Below are 17,289 nucleotides of genomic sequence, written 5' to 3' on the forward strand. Positions count from 1 at the left end.
CATGGACTCCGGATTATACAAGACCATTACGTTTGTATGCTTTATCCTTATAGGTGTTTTTCTAAAAAACAAAATCAAATCCAAGGATGAACGCAGTGGCATAAAGGCAATCATTTTGAACCTAGCATTGCCTGCCACAATTTTTATTGCCTTATTGGGTGTGAAAGTGGAATGGAGCCTATTGTTCCTTCCAATCATGGCCTTAGCGCTCAACGTAGTTTTGTTTCTTGCAATCCCGTTTGTCCTTCCGTTGGTGGGTATAGAAAAAGATTCCCCAGAGTTCAGAACCGCAAGGCTGCTTATCCCTTCGCTGGCTCCGGGTCTTTCATGTTTCCCATTTGTGCTCGAATTCTTAGGCGAAAATGCTTTGGCCAAAGTAGCCATGGCCGATTTGGGAAACAAAATCTTTGTGCTGGTCATTCTTTACGTAGTTGCCATGAATTGGCACTATCAGTCTAGAAGTAAGGCCAAGAAAGGTAATGGGAAATTGATGTCTTTATTGAAGGTGTTGGTTTCGGAGCCGGTAAACATTTTTATAATTGCAGCTCTAATACTACTGGTGTTTGGGTTTACTATGGATACTTTACCTGTTCTGTTCAGTGACATCCTGAAAAAATTAAGCCTGATTATGACTCCGTTGGTTCTGTTGTTCATTGGATTGGGAATCAAACTCAAAAGAAAACAGTTTTTTCAAGTGTTTTCCATGTTGTGTATTCGTGCAGGGCTGGTATTTGTTTTGGGAGGAATCTTTATCTTATTTTCCGAATTACAATCCGTGGAAAACATTCTTTTATTGTTGGCTTTTGGTTTGAGCTCATGTAGCTTTTGGCCCTACGCCCATATTTCCGCAGTGGAACATCTTGAAATTGAAGACACCCAAAAACGTACTTTTGATAGCGATTTTGCCCTCAACATTTTGGCGCTTTCCTTTCCATTATCAACCGTTCTAATTCTTGGAGTATTAAACACAGGAGCTTTCTTTGCCACCAATATTAATATCTTACTTGTTGGCGGAGTACTGTTTGCCATGGGTTTAATTTATCCAATTTTGAATGGATTGAACAAAAAGGTATCACTCCCTAAAATAGGTAAAGCGAAGATAAAAAGAACTGCGCCCAAACATATTTGATGGCACTATCTTAACGGATAGCCTTTTGCAGCCCACCATGGATGCACTTCTATCTCTAACCTCCCGGCCTTCACCATGGGGTCTAGATTTGCTAGACTATCTGCCATTTTTAAGGTGGGTACATTATAAATGGTTATCCCCCGCATTTCTCCATCGTCTCCAAAAGGACCTGAAATATCAGCATAGCCTTCGTCATACATTCTTTTAAGATGAGTCAAGTGCAATATTTGCAAACTGTCCAATTCCGATTTGCTTTGATTTCTATTAGGACCCGTCTTTAAAAAGGCCATAAAATACTGTTGCATCAAAATGGTGTCCTTGGTCTCCTCATCTACAAAATTGAAAATCTGATACCCCTCATTGGTCAATTTCGCTTTCAATTCTGAAGTACTTTCCTCTTTGGGCACCTCTTCTACCAAGGGTTTAGGAGTTACTTCCTGCTTGCAGGAAAAGACAATAAAACATGCCAAAAAACATAGAATTCTTATATTTTCCATTGGTTGTACGGTTTTTGAATAAGTTGAGAATTATAGTATGCCACCTTTCCAGTGACCTCCTCTCCTAACCATCTTGGCTTTTCAAAGGTTTCGTTTTCGTCTTTCAGCTCGATTTCAGCAATAACCAATCCTGCATTATCTCCAGCAAACTCATCAATCTCAAAAAGCTTTCCTTCAAAATCAACTTCATACCGATATTTGTCTATAATTCCTGGTTCACACAGTTCCATTAGAGAGAGTGCTTCCTCTTTTTCAATTTCCTTTTCCCACTCATATCTTGAGGTTCCTGAAACATTGGATTTTCCCTTTACAGTCAAAAAACCAATTTCTCCTATTACACGAACGCGAACGGTTCTCTCTGGATGGGTGTTCAGAAAGCCCTGCACAATTCTAGTTTTTGATAAAGCCTGTTTTCTGTATTCATGGGATTTCACTAAAAACTTGCGTTCAATTTCCAAATGTTCCATTCTATTAAATATAGCCATAAATTTGAGTGTGGCCTTTGATTTTCCATTACGCAAGATAATCCATGTAGATATGGATGCATTTTATGCATCTGTTGAGCAACATGACAATCCTGAATTGAAAGGGAAACCTGTTGCGGTAGGTGGAGGGTCCAAAAGAGGTGTTGTCTCTGCAGCGAGCTATGAAGCCCGCAAGTTTGGAGTACGAAGTGCCATGTCCGGTTATATTGCAAAGAAAAACTGTCCTGACCTTATTTTTGTTAGACCTCGTTTTGACCGGTACAAAGAAATATCGCTTCAAATACGCGACATCTTTTTTGAGTATACCGATTTGGTGGAGCCTCTCTCCTTGGATGAAGCCTATCTGGATGTTACCCAAAACAAAAAAGGCAACCCCTCAGCTACCTTGATTGCCAAAGAGATTCGCCAAAAAATATTGGATAAAACTGGATTGAACGCCTCTGCTGGAATTTCAATCAACAAATTCATTGCCAAGGTTGCTAGCGATATCAACAAACCCAACGGCCAAAAAACCATCAACCCTGAGGAAGTTATCACCTTTCTTGAAAACTTGGATATCCGAAAGTTCTACGGGGTGGGGAAAGTCACGGCAGAAAAAATGTACAAGCTCGGCATCTTTACTGGAAGTGACCTGAAACAAAAATCATTGGAGTTTTTGGATGAAACCTTCGGAAAAAGTGGACGATATTATTACCATGTGGTAAGAGGTATCCATACCAGTGAAGTTAAACCGCATCGGATTCCAAAATCTGTTGGTGCCGAACGTACTTTCTCTGAAAACCTGAGCAGCGAGATTTTTATGTTGGAAAGACTCGAAAATATCGCTACAGAACTTGAAAGAAGGCTTCAAAAATCTAAAATAGCAGGTAAAACGGTAACCTTAAAAATAAAATACAGTGATTTTACGCTAAATACTCGAAGCAAGACCATCCCTTATTATATTTCCAACAAGAGTCTAATACTGGAAACAGCCAAAGAGCTGTTGTACCAAGCCCCTCTTAAGGACTCTGTTCGATTGTTGGGGATTTCTTTGGGCAACCTAAATACTGAAAAGGAACAGGCGGAAGAAGAAAAGAAGGAGAAAGACGAAATTCTGGTACAGCTGCGCTTTGATTTTTAGGTCAAACCCCATTGGTTGAGAAAACTGCAATCAGCCAAACAATTAGTGATGAGAAAAAAATTCCGGTTGTATTCGCTAAAAACGCTTGCTTTCTTTCAATTTTGAACAGATACGATGCAATACTTCCTGCATACACTCCAGTACCAGGCAAGGGAATCATAACAAATAGTACCAAGCCCAAGAAACCAAACCTTTCAATTTTATTGCCCGAACCGGTTTTGGCCCTTTTCGCAATGAAAAGTGCGGATTTTTTATAGAATCTCCACTTCAAAAAATAGCGATTGATTTTATCCAAGAAAAACATCATCAAAGGGAATACTGCAATGTTTGCTAGAAAACAAAAAATGAATACGACATATTGATTGAGTCCTTTCATGATGCCAAAAGGTATACCCACCTTTGCCTCTCCAAATGGAGATAGGCTCCACAACATGGCCATTATCAAATCCAGTATCACTGCGCTTTTTTTTGAATTGCAAAAATACCTCCGAAAACCCTTTTTCTTTTTATAAAAACACTAAAAAAAGCATAAAGTTTGTTGGGTAAAACAAATAAACTTCTAAGTTATGCACCCCTCTTATTTCCTTTTAGAAAGTATCCATAGGTTCATAGAGGCCTAAGAATGTAGAAAGCAGGCTTGTCTTTTTTATCTTTATGCCATGCAGAAATCAACCTTACATGAAAAAATCATCTCTACTGCGGGGGACTTGTTTTATACAAATGGATATAACTCCACAGGTATTAATGAAATAATAAGCAAGTGTGGTATTGCGAAAGCTACGCTGTACAGTCACTTTAAATCCAAAGAAGATATTTGCATAGCCTATCTGACTCAAAGGCATGAAGAATTTCTAGACGATTTGAAACAGTATGTGAGTCGAAGAAAAAAAGGCAAGAACCAACTTTTGGCCATCTTTGATTACTTAACGGATTTGTATAGAGAGGACACTTTTTTCGGATGCTGGGCCCTAAAAACCCTAGGTGAGCTCTCTCCTAAACAGAAGCGTATTTTTTCAACCATCCAAAAGCACAAAAAGGAGTTGTTGCTTTATTTAGGGGATATCGTATTGGAAAACATCCATAATGTTTCCAAAGCCGAAGTGGAAAAGGTTTCTGGTGGGATATATATGTTGTATGATAGTGCCATTACAGAAGCCTATTTGCACAAAAATGCCTGGCCTATTTACTTAGCTAAGACCATCGCTCCTTCTTTTTTTGCCAACTTGGAATTGAAATCATAAAAAAAGCGCACCCATAGTGGGCGCGCCTTTCCAAACTAAAAACCTTAGTTTACTTATTTTACTATCAACGTATTGTCGGTAGAAGTTGGGTTTAAAGGACAGAAGTAAACATACTCTCCCTTTTCCAGTTTAGTAGCTTTTGATGTTTGAGAAGCTCCTGTTTTTACAGGTTGCGTCACATAAGCTGTTTGAATATGGTTTTCAGGTTTGCTGACATCCAATCCTTTCTTTACTAATACAAAACCGACATCATGACCTACACCATTATTGGAAATGTCAAAAACATAAGTTCCTTCCGAAACTGTAATTTGTTTCTGGGTAAATTCACCAGAAGTCTGTTCCAATGAGATGGTTTTAACGGCTTTGTCCTTCATTGCATCTTGCGCCTCAGCTGTAAAAAGAGCTCCGAATGCGAATGCTAAAACTAAAATTGCGTTTTTCATTTTTCTATTATTTAAATTGGGTTTTATCTTTTCAGAATTATACTGTTGTTGCTTCCAAAGGTTGTGCTACTGGAAAATCTACAGGTACTTGGGTAGTGCTATGGATGTAATTGGAGATGGTTTTATCTCCCACCAAAACAATCGTATCAATCAAGTTCTCTTTGGTCCATCCGACATTCAAGAAGTTATCCACGACATCAGCATCTGTAGCACCTCTATTTTCTGTAATGTTTCTGGCCAATCTTGCCAAAGCATCCAATTTATTGTCAAAAGATGCCTCGCCTGCTCTTAGTTCAAGAATTTGCTCGTCTGTGAAACCATTCATTTTCCCGATGGCTGTGTGGGCGGACAAACAATAGATACAGTTGTTTACTTGGCTTACTGCTAGGTTTACTACTTCTTTTTGTTTGGCATTCAAAGAAGTCTTGGCATTGGATAATGTCAAATAGTTTCCTAATGCATTTTCAGAATGTGCATAGGTTGCAAAAAGATTGGGAACAAAGCCAACAGCTTTTTCCAAATTATCGAATATAGCTTGATTGTTACTGCTAACTTCTTCTCTAGTGGGTACATTAAAATTGCTCATAATGGTAATAATTATAAATGTGTTATTGTTTAAAATTGAATATTTGATACAAAGGGCTTTTCAGCATCACAATAAAAATCATGATGATGTTTTTGCTCACAATGTGTTTTGGGTGATATGGTTTCGAGCTCAGACTTTCTGTTACTCCCGAAAATCTCTATTAAGTTGAAAATTGACTTTTCTGATGCTTTCATTTTTACCTTTCTTTTAATTACATGGCAAAGATGCGATGAAAGCCAGCGCCGGTGTTAGCAACAATTTCCCGACTGCTTGTCTAAATTTCCCTTAGGCAGCGATTATCTTGTTTTCTCGGTACTCCGAAGGGGTCATGTGCGTCATTTTCTTGAAGAATTTGCTAAAATGCGCGGGGTCGTTGAACCCCAATTCATATGCTATTTCCTGATTCTGTTTGTCCGTAAAATGCATCATCCTCTTCGCTTCGAGAGCAATACGGTCCAAAATAATTTGTTGAGGCGGCTTTTGGTTGTAGATGGAAAATAGGTTGGAAAGGGTTTTAGGGGATTTGAATAAGAGTTCGGCATATTCACTAACCTTTCTTTTACTCCTATAATGTAAATCAACCAGGAAATTGAACTTTCTTATGGTATCAATTTGCTCATTGTTCAAGGTTTTCACTATTAGCTGCTCCTTGGCCAAACGGGTACTCATAATAATTAATCTCTTCAATAACATTTGAAGCATATCTCCTTGAATGTTATCGGGAGTCCCAAATTCTTCGGTAAAAACTTCGTGCCATAAGTCAAATTTCCTTTTCTGATCTTCCTTGACGGCAATAATAGGTATATCCTGGGTTCCAAAAAACAAAATTCCGTTGCAGGACACTTCACTATCGTGGTCTGCTATACAATAGAATTCCCTATTGAACAAAATACCAGTAAGTGGAAGTTGGGATTTTTCAAAGGAAACATTGTGCAAATAGGTAATAGTCATTACATGGTTGGATCCCAATTGAATTGGGATGTTATCCACGGTAAGGTTAACAGCTTTATCATTTCTGTTCCACAAAAATTTGATGGTGTTTTCAGTAATGGAAAAGTGATCAATATTCCTTTGAATGTTGTCTGTAAAACCAATTATGGACCCTAATTTTGAATCTTTATACTCGTATTTCTTGTCCATAATAGTTTTGTTTAATGTTTGGAAAAACCTTGAATTTATTACAGTTTGTCTGTATTTCTTGTTGATGCTTACAAGTTTTTTATAGCCAATTTTGCTAAAATGATCAAACAGAAATGTTAATATATTATTTAGATTTCTGCACGAATTAAACTTTTTATAGTATTGAGCATGGAAAGTACCAAATTTTACGACGAAGCACTGAGCAAGTTCTACGGAAATTTAGAAGTGAACAGTTATCCTTTGAGCTCATTGGATATCTACGCACAGCACTTTAATAAGGTTTGCAAAAACCTAAATGATATAAAAAGTCTGACCCATTTGGCCAGACAACAGGATTGGAAGGAAGGTCTTCCGCTGCGTGAAGAGATTTTGGATAAAGAGCATGTTGTGGTAGTAACTGACCCTCAGTTGAACATTGTATATGCAACCCAAAACATTTTTTCCATGAATGGGTATTCTCCTGAGGAGATAGTTGGAAACAAACCAAAGATGTTCCAAGGAGAAGAAACCTGTAAAGATACTTCTAAGCAAATATCTGCGGCAATTAGACAGCTAATGCCTTTTGAGGCCACCATTACCAATTACCGTAAAAATGGCTCTACCTATAATTGTTGGATAAAGGGCCAACCTATATTCAATAGAAAAGGTAAGGTTGTTAACTTTATTGCTTTTGAAAAAGAGGTTGCCTAATTAATTACTAGTCGCTTAAACGGGACAGCTCTCTATTTCCGTAACCCTCAATGTGTTTACCATACCCTTGTCTTTAATAGGCATAGCAGCTAAGCTTATCAGCATATCCCCAACATCTAAAAACCCTTTCTTACAAGCAATGTTGTTCACGTCCTCAATGGTTTCATCCGTGGTAACATATTTGTCATAGTAAAAGGCCTTTACTCCCCATAACAAATTCAACTGGGTGAGTATCCTTCTGTTTGAGGTAAATACCAATATATGTGCACTGGGCCTCCAAGCCGATATTTGAAACGCTGTATATCCACTATTGGTAAGAGTGGATATGGCCTGTGCCTGTATCTCGTTGGCCATTAACGCTGCATGGTAGCATACAGATTTTGTAATATATCTTTTAGTTCTGATATGCGGGGGAGTCTGCGGAACGTTGATTAACGCAGAACCTTCAACACTCAACAAAATACTGGACATTTTTTCAATAACCTGAACGGGATAATTTCCTACGGATGTCTCTCCAGAAAGCATTACTGCATCTGCTCCATCCATAACCGAATTCGCGACATCGTTTACCTCAGCGCGTGTTGGTGTTAAGCTGGTAATCATGGTCTCCATCATCTGGGTAGCTATGATTACGGGGATCCTTGCTTTTTTTGCACGCAACACCAATTGCTTTTGAATCAAAGGCACTTCATGGGCAGGAACTTCTACTCCCAAATCACCACGAGCCACCATCAAACCATCGCAATATGCCACGATTTTATCGATATTATCAACGGCCTCAGGCTTTTCTATTTTAGCTACTATTGGAATTTTATGCTCGGAATGCTGGTTGATCAGGTTTTGTAAATCGATTAAATCTTGACTGTGTCTCACAAATGAGAGTGCAATCCAATCTACATCTTGGGAGATTGCAAAAATGGCATCCACAATATCCTTTTCTGTAAGTGCAGGAAGCGAAATGGCTGTATTGGGTAAATTCACCCCTTTCTTGGATTTTAAGGGACCTCCTTGGATAACCTCCGTGATTACTTCGTCTTCTCCGTTGGTGGATTTCACCTCAAAGATTAACTTACCATCATCAAGAAGTATCCTTTCGCCAGGTTTTACATCTTTGGGGAAACTGGCATAATTCATATAAACCCGTTCTGCACTGCCTTCAAAGGGTTCACCTGTTGCAAACTTAACGGTATCTCCCGGAGCCACTACGGCTTCACCTCCCATAACACCAACCCTCAATTTTGGGCCTTGTAAATCCGCCAATATTGAGGTGTTTATATCGAGTTCATCATTCAGTTCGCGTATCATTTTGATGCGTTCGGCAACATCATCATGCGATGCGTGAGAGAAATTAATTCTAAACACATCAACACCAGCCAATATCATCTGCTTTAGTGTTTCTTTCTTGCTCGTGGCAGGACCTAATGTTGCTACAACTTTGGTCTTCTTTCTTGTCGGCATTCCTAAAAGATTAAATTGCTTTTTGATTTTAATGCGTTAGGGTCTATGGAATAAGCGGTTACTATATTGGGCATAGCATTTATGACCTTAACTATATTGTCTCTTATTCTCATGTCGTCCGTGTCAATTCTTAAAAAATAATCCACCTCTTTGTGTTCCGATACCAAAAAGTCTGTCTTTTGGGAAACATCATTCGCGAACAGGCCTTCAGAAATTCCTATCTCTTGTTCACAAGTGTTCGTAAAGAGTACCCAATAATTTTGATTGATTTCGTCTTCCCAATCAAATATGGAAAATGAGAGATCGCTACCATAGTTTAGGTCATTTTGAGTTCTCTTCAACCGCAGGTCACAACCATTGTTCAATGCATAGGCCAATGAAAAATCATCCAAACCACTGCGGATGGCAATCAACTGAAAATCATCATCATAATATGCCTCTATTATTTTTCGGGTGGCTGACATGTCCTTAACGCGAAATGTAAATATACTCTTAATACCCAATACAGCCTAGCCATGTATAAAGGCAATGCGGGGAAAAAATCACGAAAACGTTTGAGTTTACCTTTTTTTAAAGTTACGATACATCCATACGGCTCTGAAGTGCAAAATATGCACGTTTGGATGCTTTCTCTTCTGCCTTCTTTTTGGAAGTGGCCCTAGCCTTGGCCAAAATCTTGTCCCCTATGGTAAGTTTTACCGCAAAATGTTTGTATTCATCATTGCCGGTATCTTCATACACTTCGTAGTTGAAGGATTTTTTTTGTTTTTGGCACCATTCTATCACCAAGCTTTTGTAACTGATCACTTTTCCCTCCAACTGTTCAATATCCACATAAGGATTGATGACACGGTCATAGATAAATCGTTCGCAATAACTGTAACCCCTGTCTAGATAAATGGCGCCCACCAGGGCTTCAAAAACATTACCATGAATGTTATCGCCAAAATGGGATTTGGGAATTCGGCTTTCCACATGTTCTAACAATCCCAAGTCTTTTCCTAATTCATTCAGATGTTTTCGGCTTACTATTTTTGACCGCATTTTTGTTAAATACCCTTCGTCGCCCTCAGGAACCTCTTTGTATAAATGTTTTGAAATGATGGTGCCCAACATAGCATCTCCCAAAAACTCAAGCCTCTCGTAATTCTTGGGATTCCCTGCTTCATCTTTTATGTTCATGGATCTATGAAGAAAGGCTCTCTTGAAGATTTCTGTATTCTTTGGTTTAAATCCCAAAATGTTTTTCATCGCCAAAAAAAAATCCCCATCCGTTTTCGGTGGGGAGTTAAATATTTTTGACGTTAATCTCATGTCCGGACTATCCTATATTTTTTTAAAAAGTACGCAGGCATTATGTCCTCCAAAACCAAAAGTATTGCTCATGGCAATCTTAACATCACGCTCTTGGGCTTTGTTCAGCGTAAGATTAAGAGAAGCATCAATTTGCTCATCTACCACACTGTGGTTTATGGTTGGTGGAACTATTCCATGTTCTATTGCCAAAATTGATGCAATGGCCTCAATGGCACCAGCAGCACCCAGCAGGTGTCCTGTCATGGATTTGGTCGAATTGATGTTGATGTTGGAAGCATGAGCTCCGAAAACCTTGGAAATTGCTTTCAACTCAGCCACGTCCCCTAATGGTGTTGATGTCCCATGCGTATTAATAGCATCTACATCTTCAGGTTTCAATCCTGCATTTTCCAAACAGTTTTCCATAACTCTAACCACACCAATTCCTTCAGGGTGCGGTGCCGTCATGTGGTGGGCATCGCTTGAAAGTCCTCCCCCTAATACTTCGGCATATATTTTGGCCCCACGTGCCTTGGCATGTTCATATTCTTCCAAGATAAGTGCTCCGGCTCCCTCTCCTAAAACAAAACCATCTCTTGTAGCATCAAAAGGTCTGGAAGCTGTTTCAGGGCTATTGTTTCTGGTAGAAAGTGCATGCATGGCATTAAACCCTCCCATACCGGCAATGGTAACAGCCGCTTCACTACCTCCAGTAACTATAACATCACAATGCCCCAGACGGATATAGTTTAGCGCATCAATAAGTGCATTGGCCGATGAAGCACAAGCTGAGACCGTTGTATAGTTTGGTCCCATAAATCCATGTTTGATGGAAATATTACCCGGGGCAATATCCGCAATCATCTTGGGAATAAAGAAAGGATTGAATCTTGGGGTTCCATCTCCGTTGGCATAGCCTATAACCTCGTTCTGAAAAGTTTCAAGCCCTCCAATTCCAGCGCCCCAGACAACACCTACCCTAAATTTATCCACCTCGTCAAGGTTAATTCCTGAATCTTGGATAGCTTCATCCGAAGAAACCAAAGCGTACTGAGCAAAACGATCCAGTTTTCTCGCTTCCTTTCGGTCAAAAAAATCCTGTGGATTATATCCTTTTAGTTCGCAAGCAAATTTGGTCTTGAACTTTTCTGTATCAAAATATGTAATGGGCGCAGAACCGCTTACGCCGTTCTTTAGTCCTTCCCAATAAGCTTCCAAATTATTACCTATGGGAGTCAGTGCCCCCATTCCGGTAACTACTACACGCTTTAACTGCATTGAACTATGTTTTACCCTTAAAAACCTAAATTAAAAAAAAATTATCCATGCGATTGATATCGCATGGATAATTTACATCATTTGATAAAATATCATAAATTATTTAGCTTCTTCTATGTAGCTAATGGCTTGACCAACAGTAGCAATATTTTCAGCTTGGTCATCAGGTATTTGGATGTCAAATTCTTTCTCAAACTCCATGATAAGCTCAACAGTATCCAAGGAATCCGCACCTAAATCGTTGGTGAAGCTAGCTTCAGCTACCACTTCATTCTCATCTACACCTAGTTTATCAACGATGATAGCCTTAACTCTTGATGCAATGTCTGACATAATTATATTGGTTTTAAAAATTTAAATCGTTGGCAAAAATATAAAACTTTGGATTAAATACACTATTTGTCGATAAAATGTGTCCAAATAGAACTTCTTACAAATGAGAACGTTACTTTAGCCTTTTGAACTTTGCCCACTCAAAATTGTACTTATTTAGATGAAACGAATAGTTATTCTTGCTTCTGGCAGTGGTTCCAATGCCGAACAAATTTCTACCTATTTTGCCGATAACGACGGCGTAAAGATTGCTGCCATTTTAACCAATAAGAATACAGCCAAAGTACTGGAACGTGCCAATAGACTTAAAATTCCTGCGTTTTATTTCAACAAAACGGCGTTTTCAAATTCGGATGCGGTGGCAAACTTGCTACAGTCTTTAAATCCTGATATTATAGTTTTAGCTGGTTTCCTTTGGAAAATACCCTTAAATATAGTCAAAGCCTTCCCCAAGAAGATTATTAATATTCACCCCGCGCTTCTGCCTAAATATGGAGGTAAGGGCATGTATGGAAATCATGTGCATAGTGCAGTAAAAACAAACAACGAAACGGAAACTGGAATAACCATTCACTATGTGAATGAAAATTATGACGAAGGCGACATTATCCATCAGGCTAAAGTTGCAGTAGAACCCTCAGACGATGTTGAAACCATAGCAAATAAAGTTCATGAATTAGAATATGAGCATTTCCCCAAGGTTATTGAAAAACTGCTAGAGAACTAAAATGGCTAAAAAGAAGAAGTTCTACGTGGTATGGAAAGGCAAAAAACCAGGAATCTATGAGTCTTGGGACGATTGCAAAGCTCAGATTGAAGGCTATAAAGGAGCTCAGTATAAGTCCTTTTCAGAATTTGTCGAGGCCAAAAAGGCTTTTAACAGTAACTATCTAGAATATAAAGGGAGTTCAAAGACAAAAGGCAAGAAAGAGTTGACTCCAGAAGAACTCTTAAAAATTGGTGACCCCAACTACAATTCTATTTCTGTAGATGCTGCTTCAAGTGGAAATCCAGGAAGAATGGAATATCAAGGTGTAGATACCAAAACCAAAAAAGTACTTTTTAAACAAGGTCCTTATAATCAAGGGACCAATAATATAGGAGAGTTTTTGGCATTGGTGCATGGGTTGGCCTTCCTCAAAAAAAACAAAAGCAGCCGAATCATTTACTCCGATTCGCGCATCGCCATAGGATGGGTAAGAAAGAAAAAGTGTGGGACTAAATTAAAGAGGAATTCAAAAAACACCCAACTATTTGAGCTTATTGAGCGCGCAGAAGAATGGCTCAAAAAAAATAGATACAATACCCCGATTGTTAAATGGGAGACCAAAGCATGGGGAGAAATTCCAGCAGATTATGGAAGGAAATAATGACAAATCATGCACCTTTTACCAAATCGGTTTGTCTATGTTTCAAATGCCATATGTAACCGTATATTTGCAGCAAAATTTTGTGAATGGGCAAATTATTGATTGTTGGGTCAATCGCTTTTGATGAAATAGAGACCCCTTTTGGAAAAACGGGAAAAATATTGGGTGGTGCCGCTACGTTTATTGGATTGGCAGCCAGTCAATTTAAAGTTGATGCAGGTGTAGTTTCCGTTGTAGGGGAAGATTTACCAGAAGAATATCTCGCCCTTTTAAAGGAGAGAAACATTGATATTTCCGGAGTAGAAGTTGTACAAGGTGGAAAAACCTTTTACTGGAAAGGAAAGTATCATAATGACCTTAATTCCCGGGACACCTTGGTAACGGAATTAAATACATTGGCAGATTTCAATCCAATAGTACCAGAAGACTATAAAGATGCGGAAGTGGTCATGTTGGGCAACCTGCATCCCAGTATCCAGCTTGGTGTAATCCAACAAATGAATGAACGACCAAAGCTAACCATTCTGGATACCATGAATTTTTGGATGGACAATACCTGGGATGAATTAATGGAAGTCATCAAACTAATTGATGTCATTACAATAAATGATGAAGAGGCCAGACAGCTAACCGGAGAGCATTCTTTGGTAAGAGCTGCAACCAAAATCCAAGAAATGGGCCCCAAATATGTGGTTATCAAAAAAGGAGAACATGGAGCACTTCTTTTTCATAAAGAACATATCTTTTTTGCCCCTGCCCTTCCTTTGGAAGAAGTTTTTGATTCCAACCGGAGCAGGAGACACTTTTGCTGGAGGGTTTGCAGGATATTTGGCGCAGGCAAAGAACATTTCATTTGAAAGTTTGAAAAATGCCATTATTCAGGGCTCCAATTTGGCATCGTTCTGCGTAGAGCGTTTTGGTACGGAACGCATGCTGGATTTAAAACCGCATGAAATAGACCAACGTTTAGGACAGTTTAAGGAATTGACACAATTTAATATAGAACTAACTTAAGTGTGGCCCTGAAGAATTTCAGGGCCTTTTTATTTTTTTGCTATGAGTGATCCTATTAAGCACGAATGCGGAATATCACTGATCCGTTTGCTTAAACCTCTAGAATACTATAAAGAGAAATATGGTACCGCTTTTTATGGAGTAAACAAAATGTACCTTATGATGGAAAAACAGCACAATCGAGGACAAGATGGTGCTGGATTTGCGAGTATAAAATTGGATATGAACCCAGGCGAACGTTACATGAGCAGGGTTCGGTCCGTACAGCAACAACCCATCCAAGACATTTTTGCCCAAATCAATGACCGTATAAATAACGTGCTGGCACAACATCCAGAGTTCGAAGATGATGTGCAAATGCAAAAAAAGAACATCCCTTATATCGGAGAACTTCTCCTAGGACATGTTCGCTATGGCACATTTGGAAAAAACAGTATTGAAAGCGTACACCCCTTTTTAAGGCAGAACAATTGGATGCATCGTAACCTAATTGTAGCTGGAAACTTCAATATGACAAATGTTACCGAGCTTTTCGAAAACCTTGTTGAATTGGGGCAACATCCGAAAGAATTGGCGGATACCATAACCGTAATGGAGAAAATTGGTCATTTTTTGGATGATGCTGTAGCCAAAATATATAAGGATATCAAGAAAGAGGGTGTAACCAAAAGAGAGGCTTCTCCCATTATTGCCAAGCGCCTCAATGTTGCCAAAATACTACGCAAATCTTCCAAAAATTGGGATGGTGGTTATGCCATGGCGGGATTGTTAGGCCATGGTGATGCTTTTGTTTTTAGGGACCCTGCTGGTATTCGTCCCGCGTATTATTATAAAGATGATGAGGTAGTAGTGGTTGCTTCTGAAAGACCCGCTATACAAACTGTATTCAACGTTCCTTTTGACAAAGTAGAAGAGTTGAGCCCAGGGCATGCTATAATAATAAAGAAAAAGGGAAGTGTGCACCTAGAGCAAATAATTGAACCTAAAGAGAGGAAGGCTTGTTCTTTTGAGCGCATTTATTTTTCAAGGGGGAGTGATCAAGAAATCTATCAAGAACGAAAGATGCTGGGCAAACTTGTTTTTCCTCAGATTTTGAAGACCATTAATGATGATTTGACAAATACTGTTTTTTCTTACATACCCAATACCGCAGAAACTTCTTTTCTGGGAATGGTCAAAGAGGCCCAGAATTATTTGAACCGTAAAAAGGAAGAACAGATTTTATCTTTGGGAAACAATATTTCACGGGAAAAGCTTAATGAAATTTTAGAAGTACGACCTCGTATTGAAAAAGTAGCCATTAAAGATGCAAAGCTCAGAACCTTTATTACCCAAGATAGCAGTAGGGACGATTTAGTTACGCATGTCTATGACATTTCATATGGTTCCGTGAAACCAAATGACAATCTTGTTATTATTGACGACAGCATTGTTCGCGGTACCACATTAAAAAAGAGCATCTTAAAGATATTGGACAGATTGAATCCAAAAAAGATTGTTGTAGTCTCTTCGGCTCCTCAAATACGATATCCGGATTGCTATGGCATTGATATGGCAAAATTGGAAGATTTTGTAGCCTTTAGAGCTGCGCTGGAATTGCATAAAGATCGTGGTACCATGTCCATCGTTGATTCTATTTATCAAAAATGTATACATCAGAAAAATTCCAATGATACCGACGCTATCAACCATGTAAAGGAGTTCTATGCTCCTTTCAGTCCCCAAGAGATTTCCAAGAAAATTGGAGAAATATTGAAACCCGAAGCTGTTAAGGCAGAGGTGGAAATCATTTACCAAGGCATTGATAATCTTCACAAAGCTTGCCCGAAAAATTTAGGAGATTGGTACTTCACTGGAGATTATCCTACCCCAGGTGGAAATAAAGTGGTAAACAGAGCTTTTATCAATTTCTACGAGGGTAAAAATGAAAGGGCCTATTGATCCTTCATTTAACAATAAGTTAATGTGTGCATTTCGTCGATGAAACCTGCATATCAACGGGTTTTTGGTAATCAGGTAAATGTCAAACCTACTTTAGTGTTGCCATAGCATAAGTAGGTTAAGTTCATGGTAAGATTTGGGGCAAAAAAGGTGGAAAATTTTCCACCTTTTTTATTTTCCGGTCATCTTTCTTTTTTCTTCGTAGTCCTTTTCCCTGCCATTCGTGTCATCTCTCCGCAGATATGGTAATTCAACCAAATTACTGGGGTTTCATCTAAAAGCTTTTCATCAACAATAGTGTCACACTACATTTGGAGAACCATAGCATAAGTAGGTTAAGTTCATGGTAAGATTTGGGGTAAGAAGGCAGAACAATGTTCTGCCTTCTTTTTGTTTGAACCCCAAGGTTTTAAGGCTTTTCCTCTTCCGTTTTTCATTCTTCAAATCAAAAATTTCTTTAAAAACTTTTGTTATTTCTCACAATACCAGTAATTTAGTTTTGCCATAGCATAAGTAGGTTAAGTTTATGGTAAGATTTGGGACGAAAAGGGCGGGAGCTTTCCCGCTCTTTTCTATTTATACCATTTAAGCACAAAAAAAGCCCGATAATCATACGACTATCGGGCTAAATTTTTTAAAAAAGTATGCTTAATACTTCTTATTTGTTGGCATTGTAGTGCTCAGAAACCTTGTCCCAATTAATTACATTGAAAAAAGCTGAAACGTAGTCTGGTCTTCTGTTCTGGTAATTTAAATAGTATGCGTGTTCCCAAACATCCAACGCTAAAATTGGGTATCCTCCGCATCCGGCATCAGGCATCAAGGGGTTATCTTGATTTGGTGTGGAACATACTTCTAGTTTGCCACCTTTATGAACACAAAGCCAAGCCCATCCGGAGCCAAATCGGGTTCCAGCAGCAGAACTGAATTTGTCTTTAAATGCATCAAAAGAACCAAAGGCCTCATCAATCGCGGCTGCCAAATCTCCAGAAGGTGCTCCCCCACCATTGGGCGACATCACTTCCCAGAACAAACAGTGATTATAGAAACCACCTCCATTATTTCTTACTGCTCCATTGGACATATCCAAACCGGATAAAATATCTTCAATGCTCTTGCCATCCATATCAGTTCCTGCAATAGCAGCATTCAGTTTTGTGGTATAGCCATTATGATGTTTTGTATGGTGGATTTCCATAGTGCGGGCGTCTATATGAGGCTCCAGTGCATCATACGCATAGGACAAATTAGGTAATTCAAAAGCCATA

The 17,289-nt window shown here is 38.9% G+C and carries 19 protein-coding genes and 1 pseudogene; 8 read left to right on the forward strand and 12 right to left on the reverse strand.

Annotated elements, in window-relative coordinates:
* Nucleotide 1 precedes the first annotated feature (1 nt).
* The gene (locus tag ACOKFD_RS11435) at nucleotides 2-1,129 is read left to right on the forward strand and encodes a permease (RefSeq protein WP_422858053.1); all 1,128 of its coding nucleotides are present in this window, start codon (nucleotides 2-4) and stop codon (nucleotides 1,127-1,129) included.
* Between the two features lie 5 nt (nucleotides 1,130-1,134).
* Here the strand turns inward: ACOKFD_RS11435 and ACOKFD_RS11440 are convergent, their stop codons facing one another.
* Together ACOKFD_RS11440 and ACOKFD_RS11445 are read right to left on the reverse strand one after the other, a co-directional pair.
* Nucleotides 1,135-1,626, reverse strand: a complete 492-nt coding sequence (locus ACOKFD_RS11440; protein WP_422858054.1) for a YciI family protein — start codon at nucleotides 1,624-1,626, stop codon at nucleotides 1,135-1,137.
* Nucleotides 1,614-2,093: a CYTH domain-containing protein gene (locus ACOKFD_RS11445; RefSeq protein ID WP_422858055.1), complete on the reverse strand. Its 480-nt coding sequence runs from the start codon at nucleotides 2,091-2,093 to the stop codon at nucleotides 1,614-1,616. The genes ACOKFD_RS11440 and ACOKFD_RS11445 overlap by 13 nt, the downstream gene beginning before the upstream one ends.
* 28 nt (nucleotides 2,094-2,121) lie before the next feature.
* Between ACOKFD_RS11445 and dinB the strand changes: the two genes are divergently transcribed.
* Complete coding sequence (dinB, locus tag ACOKFD_RS11450) at nucleotides 2,122-3,231, forward strand: DNA polymerase IV (protein WP_422858056.1); 1,110 nt, start codon at nucleotides 2,122-2,124, stop codon at nucleotides 3,229-3,231.
* 1 nt (nucleotide 3,232) lies between these two features.
* Here the strand turns inward: dinB and ACOKFD_RS11455 are convergent, their stop codons facing one another.
* Nucleotides 3,233-3,688, reverse strand: coding sequence for a small multi-drug export protein (locus ACOKFD_RS11455; RefSeq protein ID WP_298996413.1), 456 nt, complete (start codon nucleotides 3,686-3,688; stop codon nucleotides 3,233-3,235).
* Between the two features lie 202 nt (nucleotides 3,689-3,890).
* Here ACOKFD_RS11455 and ACOKFD_RS11460 point away from each other — a divergent pair, with 202 nt between their 5' ends.
* Nucleotides 3,891-4,472 (forward strand): TetR/AcrR family transcriptional regulator, encoded by a 582-nt coding sequence (locus ACOKFD_RS11460; RefSeq protein ID WP_422858057.1) that lies wholly within the window; start codon nucleotides 3,891-3,893, stop codon nucleotides 4,470-4,472.
* Between the two features lie 53 nt (nucleotides 4,473-4,525).
* Here the strand turns inward: ACOKFD_RS11460 and ACOKFD_RS11465 are convergent, their stop codons facing one another.
* From ACOKFD_RS11465 to ACOKFD_RS11475, 3 genes are all read right to left on the reverse strand, one after another.
* Nucleotides 4,526-4,915: a cupredoxin domain-containing protein gene (locus ACOKFD_RS11465; protein WP_422858058.1), complete on the reverse strand. Its 390-nt coding sequence runs from the start codon at nucleotides 4,913-4,915 to the stop codon at nucleotides 4,526-4,528.
* 37 nt (nucleotides 4,916-4,952) lie between these two features.
* Nucleotides 4,953-5,501, reverse strand: a complete 549-nt coding sequence (locus ACOKFD_RS11470) for a carboxymuconolactone decarboxylase family protein (protein WP_298996406.1) — start codon at nucleotides 5,499-5,501, stop codon at nucleotides 4,953-4,955.
* A 285-nt stretch (nucleotides 5,502-5,786) separates the two neighbouring features.
* The gene (locus ACOKFD_RS11475; protein WP_422858059.1) at nucleotides 5,787-6,641 is read right to left on the reverse strand and encodes a helix-turn-helix domain-containing protein; all 855 of its coding nucleotides are present in this window, start codon (nucleotides 6,639-6,641) and stop codon (nucleotides 5,787-5,789) included.
* A 168-nt stretch (nucleotides 6,642-6,809) separates the two neighbouring features.
* Between ACOKFD_RS11475 and ACOKFD_RS11480 the strand changes: the two genes are divergently transcribed.
* Complete coding sequence (locus ACOKFD_RS11480; protein WP_422858060.1) at nucleotides 6,810-7,331, forward strand: PAS domain-containing protein; 522 nt, start codon at nucleotides 6,810-6,812, stop codon at nucleotides 7,329-7,331.
* A gap of 15 nt (nucleotides 7,332-7,346) precedes the next feature.
* Here ACOKFD_RS11480 and pyk read toward each other — a convergent pair whose 3' ends face one another.
* From pyk to ACOKFD_RS11505, 5 genes are all read right to left on the reverse strand, one after another.
* On the reverse strand, nucleotides 7,347-8,789 hold the full coding sequence (gene pyk, locus ACOKFD_RS11485) for a pyruvate kinase (protein ID WP_422858061.1): 1,443 nt from the start codon (nucleotides 8,787-8,789) through the stop codon (nucleotides 7,347-7,349).
* Nucleotides 8,790-8,791: 2 nt separating this feature from the next.
* Nucleotides 8,792-9,253, reverse strand: a complete 462-nt coding sequence (locus ACOKFD_RS11490; protein WP_422858062.1) for an IPExxxVDY family protein — start codon at nucleotides 9,251-9,253, stop codon at nucleotides 8,792-8,794.
* A 112-nt stretch (nucleotides 9,254-9,365) separates the two neighbouring features.
* The gene (gene rnc / locus ACOKFD_RS11495; protein WP_298996389.1) at nucleotides 9,366-10,103 is read right to left on the reverse strand and encodes a ribonuclease III; all 738 of its coding nucleotides are present in this window, start codon (nucleotides 10,101-10,103) and stop codon (nucleotides 9,366-9,368) included.
* Nucleotides 10,104-10,115: 12 nt separating this feature from the next.
* On the reverse strand, nucleotides 10,116-11,363 hold the full coding sequence (fabF, locus tag ACOKFD_RS11500) for a beta-ketoacyl-ACP synthase II (RefSeq protein ID WP_422858063.1): 1,248 nt from the start codon (nucleotides 11,361-11,363) through the stop codon (nucleotides 10,116-10,118).
* A gap of 99 nt (nucleotides 11,364-11,462) precedes the next feature.
* Nucleotides 11,463-11,696 (reverse strand): acyl carrier protein, encoded by a 234-nt coding sequence (locus ACOKFD_RS11505; RefSeq protein ID WP_009778413.1) that lies wholly within the window; start codon nucleotides 11,694-11,696, stop codon nucleotides 11,463-11,465.
* Between the two features lie 160 nt (nucleotides 11,697-11,856).
* Here ACOKFD_RS11505 and purN point away from each other — a divergent pair, with 160 nt between their 5' ends.
* From purN to ACOKFD_RS11525, 4 genes and pseudogenes are all read left to right on the forward strand, one after another.
* A complete protein-coding gene (gene purN / locus ACOKFD_RS11510) occupies nucleotides 11,857-12,423 on the forward strand; it encodes a phosphoribosylglycinamide formyltransferase (protein ID WP_422858064.1) in 567 nt (188 codons plus the stop codon).
* Between the two features lies 1 nt (nucleotide 12,424).
* Nucleotides 12,425-13,066, forward strand: a complete 642-nt coding sequence (locus ACOKFD_RS11515; protein ID WP_422858065.1) for a viroplasmin family protein — start codon at nucleotides 12,425-12,427, stop codon at nucleotides 13,064-13,066.
* An 86-nt stretch (nucleotides 13,067-13,152) separates the two neighbouring features.
* A pseudogene (locus ACOKFD_RS11520) lies at nucleotides 13,153-14,080 on the forward strand (PfkB family carbohydrate kinase).
* A gap of 42 nt (nucleotides 14,081-14,122) precedes the next feature.
* On the forward strand, nucleotides 14,123-16,021 hold the full coding sequence (locus tag ACOKFD_RS11525; RefSeq protein ID WP_298996373.1) for an amidophosphoribosyltransferase: 1,899 nt from the start codon (nucleotides 14,123-14,125) through the stop codon (nucleotides 16,019-16,021).
* 658 nt (nucleotides 16,022-16,679) lie between these two features.
* Here the strand turns inward: ACOKFD_RS11525 and ACOKFD_RS11530 are convergent.
* On the reverse strand, nucleotides 16,680-17,288 hold the full coding sequence (locus ACOKFD_RS11530) for a superoxide dismutase (protein ID WP_422858066.1): 609 nt from the start codon (nucleotides 17,286-17,288) through the stop codon (nucleotides 16,680-16,682).
* Nucleotide 17,289 lies beyond the last annotated feature (1 nt).

This window comes from Flagellimonas ulvae, from assembly GCF_049333175.1.
In the GTDB taxonomy this organism is placed as follows: Bacteria; Bacteroidota; Bacteroidia; order Flavobacteriales; family Flavobacteriaceae; genus Flagellimonas.